Here is a 4206-nt window from a genome sequence, read left to right as displayed (position 1 = left end):
CGACCTCGTCGCCCTGGTCCGCGGCGGCCGGGCCGACCTCGCCCGGACCGCGCTGGACCGCGGCCGCCGGACCCTGTCCACCGAGCTGGGGACCACGGCCCTCGACGGCGTCGTGTGGCCCGCCGACGGCGTCGTCGACGAGGCGACGCTGGACGCCCTCGGCGGCGGGACCCGGCTGCTGCTCTCCGCCGACGGGGTGACCGGCACGGCGGCCTCCGGCCGGGTGCGCGTCGGCGGCTCCGACGGCACCGGCCGCGACGGCGACGACTCCGCGCTGCTCACCGACCCGCTGCTCACCGAGGCCGCGACCGGACCCGCGGGCGTCGAGGTGCAGGAGGGGGACGTGGGCGGGCTCGCCGGCCAGGACCTCGCCGGGGCGCTCGCGTTCCGGGCCGGGGACGCCGGCGGCCCGCTGGTCGTCGCACCGCCGCACCGCTGGGCCGCGGACGGGCCGGCCGCCGCCGGGGTGCTGACCGCCCTGACCTCGCTGATCGACGACGGCCGGATCGCCCCGACCGGCCTGTCCACCCTCATCGACGGCGCCGTGCAGGCGGGCGGGACGCAGCTGTTCTACCCACCGCAGGCCGGCGGCGCGGAGATCCCGGGGACGGTCGTGTCCGGGGTGGCCGACCAGGTCCGGACGATCGAGGCGCTACGGGCTGCGGCCGAGGCCCGCACCGGGGTCGGGGCCAGCCCCGCCGACGTGTTCGACCCGCTGGTGACCGGCACGCTGCGGGCGGTGTCGTCGTGGTGGCGGGGCGACCCGGCCCGCGCCGAGCGGGAGGAGACCGTCGTCGCCGACCGGATCGCCGAGATCCGTGCGTCGGTGCGTGTGGTGGAGCCGCCCAGCCCGTACTCGCTCGGAACCAGCGACGCACCGCTGCTGATCACCGTCGCCAACGGGCTGCCGGTGACGATGAACGTGCGGGTGGTGCTGTCGAGTACCACCGGGCTGCGGGTCGCCCCGATCGAGGTGCAGGCGGTCCCCCCGCGCGGCCGCGTCCAGGTGCGGGTCAGCGCCCAGGTCACCCGCTCCGGGGTGTTCAGCGTCGACGCGGGCCTGCTCACCCCCGACGGCGTCGCGCTCGGCCCGGACACCCGGCTACGGGTGCGGTCGACGGTCTACGGAACGGTCACGGTCTGGCTGACCGCGATCGCCGGCGGTGTCCTCGTGGTCCTGGTGGTCCGGCGGGTGCTGCGCCGGCTGCGTCCGGCCGCCGCAGCCGGGCCGTCCGGTGGCCCCGGGCCCGGCCCCGGGCCCGGCCCCGGGTCAGGGCCCGGCACGCCCCCGGACGTCCCCGTGCCACCGGGACCGGCGCCGTCCGGACGCGTCCACGGCTCTTGAGCCGGGGGAGACAAGGAACACGGCTGTCGTTCGCCGTCCGGTATTGACCGCTCGTCGCATCACAGGTGCTTTCCGGCGAATCCGGAGGGCGAGGAGGCAAACCGATGGTCCCCCGTCTCCGAAGACAGGGGAGACGGATCCGGGGCGTGTTCTCGGCTCGTCCACATCCGACCGAGTGCCGTAGGCTGACGCCGGACACGACACCGAGCGCCAGGGGAGGGCGAGGCCGTTGAGCGGGCAGATCGGCGAGCGCACTGCCCGGACCGGCCCCCACCCCGTCGAGGACGACGCGACCCCCCGTCCGCACCCGTCGCTCGACCCCACCGACGCCACGGCGACCGCCGACGCACCCGGGACCGCCGGAGTACCCGCCGACGAGCAGCCGACGGCCGCCGTGCCCGCGGTGCCGGCCCAGGCCCGGCCCACCGAGCGCATCCCGCCCGTCCGCGAGACCGCGGGCACCACCGCGGGCTCGCCGCTCACCGAGCGCTACGTGCTCCGTCAGCGGATCGGGTCCGACCCGGCCGCCGGGGCGGAGTTCTGGCGCGCCGAGGACACCGTGCTGCGCCGCCCGGTCGGCGTCACGCTGCTGCGCAGGCTCCCCGCCGACGACCGTTCCGACGACCCGGAGGGCACCGCCCGCGCCGGCGAGATGATCGTGCGTGCCCTGCGCTCGGGCTGCTTCGAGCACTCCGGCAGCGCCCGGCTGCTCGACGTACTGGCCCCGGGCACGCACGGCCTGCCGGCCGACGTGCTGGGCGCCGCCGTCGCCGAGTGGGTGCCCGGGCGTTCGCTGGCCGAGACCGTCGCCGAGGGCCCGGTCCGCGCGCAGCGGGCCGCCAAGGCCGTCGAGACCCTGTCGGCCGCCGCCACCGAGGCCCACCAGCAGGGCCTGGTCCTCGGCTGCGACCACCCGCAGCGCGTCCGGATCACCCCGGACGGGCGCGCCATGCTGGCGTTCCTGCTCCCGCGCCCGTCGGTGTCCGCCGCCGACGACGTCCGCGGGCTCGGCGGGATCCTCTACTGCCTGCTCACCCGGCGCTGGCCGCTGTCGGTGTCCGACGCCGCCCGCGCCGGGCTCGTCGCCGCCGACCGCACGCCCGCGGGCCGGCTGCGCCCGGCGTCGCAGCTGCGTCCCGGGGTGCCGCTGGAGCTGGACACGCTGTGCAGCGGTGCGCTCGGCCAGGGCGACGGCGTCAGCCGGGTGCACACCGCCGCGGCGATGCACCGGATGCTGGCCGACGTCGTCGCCGAGGACGCCGACCAGGCCTTCTTCCCGCCGGTGCACGACGGCGCGCCCGCCGAGCCCGACGACGTGTGGCAGGACTCCGACCGGCTGCCCGACACCCGCAACGACCCCCGGCGCCGCCGCAACCTGCGGATCGGTCTCGGGGTGCTGGCCGTCGGCGTACTGATCGTGCTCGGGTACGTCGCCGTGCAGCTGGGCATGCTGTTCGGCGGCGGCGGCACCCCGCCGGTGGTCGTCCCGCCCGCGGCGAGCGCCCCGGTGCAGCAGCAGGTACCCGCCCCTGCGGCCCCGGCCGCGTCGTCCGGGACGGGTACCGCGGTGCCGGACGTGTCGGCGACGGTGTTCGACCCGGTCGGCGACGCGGACAACGCCGGCACCGTCGGCAACGCCGTCGACGGCGACCCCTCCACCGTGTGGACGACGAGCCGCTACTTCCAGCCCTTCCCGGCGCTCAAGCCCGGGATCGGCGTGCTGGCCTCGTTCGACGCCGCCGAGCCGCTCACCGGGCTCACCATCGACTCGCCGACCGCGGGCGCGGTCGTGGAGGTCCGCTCGGCCCCGTCGGCCGAGCCGACGCTGGCGGAGACGACGCTGCTCGACACCGTCACCCTGTCCTCGGGACGGACGACGGTCGGCCTCGACCCGGGACGGCCCACCCAGCACGTGCTCCTGTGGATCACGAACCTCGGGCCGGACAACCAGACCCGGATCGACGACATCAGTTTCCGCCGCACCGCACCCTGAGCCGCCCCGTTCGCGATCGCGACGGACCGGCCCGGCAACGCCCGTGAGCACCGCCCGGCGCTGCCTACCGTGCGCGGGTGACGACCGTCGACCGGATCCCGGACCGGGCCCCGCCCGACCTGGACGAGATGTTCCGCAGGTACGCCGACCGGCTCTGGTCGGTGGCCCTGCGGATGCTCGGCGACCGGACCGAGGCCGAGGACGCGGTGCAGGAGGCGTTCCTGTCCGCGCTCCGCTCGCCCGGGTTCCGCGGTGACGCCGCGACGGGGACGTGGCTGCACCGGATCCTCGTGAACGACTGCGTCGACCGGCTCCGCGCGGCCGGGCGGCGACGGGACCGGCTGCGGGCCCTGGAGACGGTCGTCGCGGCCCGGGACCACGCGGGCGGGCTCGTCGTGCGGCTCGCCGTCTCCGACGCGCTGGCCCTGCTGCCGGTGGACCAGCGGGCCGCTCTGGTGCTCGTGGACGGGCTCGGCTACGGCGTCGCGGAGGCGGCGGAGATGCTGGCGGTGGCGCCGGGGACGGTGAAGAGCCGCCGGGCCCGTGCGCGGGCCCGGCTGGCCCCCGTGTTGCGGGAGGACGAGGGATGAGTAGTTCTCACCGATCCGACGACAATTCGTCGGAGAGCACTCGTCGGAACGACGACAACCACCGTTCAGCTGCTTCATGTCATGTCGACGAAGAACACTTCACCGAGGTCGGGACGCGGGTGGCCCGGGAGCTCGGTCCGGCGGCGATGCCGCACGACGTGGCCGCGCGGATGCGGGCGCGGCTCGCCGCGGAGGTGGCGCGAGCGGATCCCGGACCGGAGCGGGTCGAGGCTCCGGCGGCCGGCGGCCCGCCGCCGCGCCGCCGCCCGCCGGGGCGC

3 protein-coding genes are annotated in these 4206 nt (G+C 77.0%); all 3 read left to right on the top strand.

All coding sequences use genetic code 11. The features are described 5' to 3' along the window. Positions 1–1345, top strand: a 1345-nt coding sequence (locus NH602_RS28735) for a DUF6049 family protein (RefSeq protein WP_253069443.1), incomplete at its 5' end; no start/stop codon positions are given. Between the two features lie 229 nt (positions 1346–1574). Then, positions 1575–3338 (top strand): protein kinase family protein, encoded by a 1764-nt coding sequence (locus NH602_RS28730; RefSeq protein ID WP_253069442.1) that lies wholly within the window; start codon positions 1575–1577, stop codon positions 3336–3338. A gap of 77 nt (positions 3339–3415) precedes the next feature. Beyond that, positions 3416–3928 (top strand): sigma-70 family RNA polymerase sigma factor, encoded by a 513-nt coding sequence (locus NH602_RS28725; RefSeq protein WP_073573699.1) that lies wholly within the window; start codon positions 3416–3418, stop codon positions 3926–3928. Positions 3929–4206: the final 278 nt, after the last annotated feature.

Source organism: Pseudonocardia sp. McavD-2-B, assembly GCF_024124365.1.
Taxonomy (GTDB): Bacteria; Actinomycetota; Actinomycetes; order Mycobacteriales; family Pseudonocardiaceae; genus Pseudonocardia; species Pseudonocardia alni.
The sequence above is the reverse complement of the archived record's forward strand: the minus strand, read 5'-3'. Positions and strand labels throughout refer to the sequence as shown.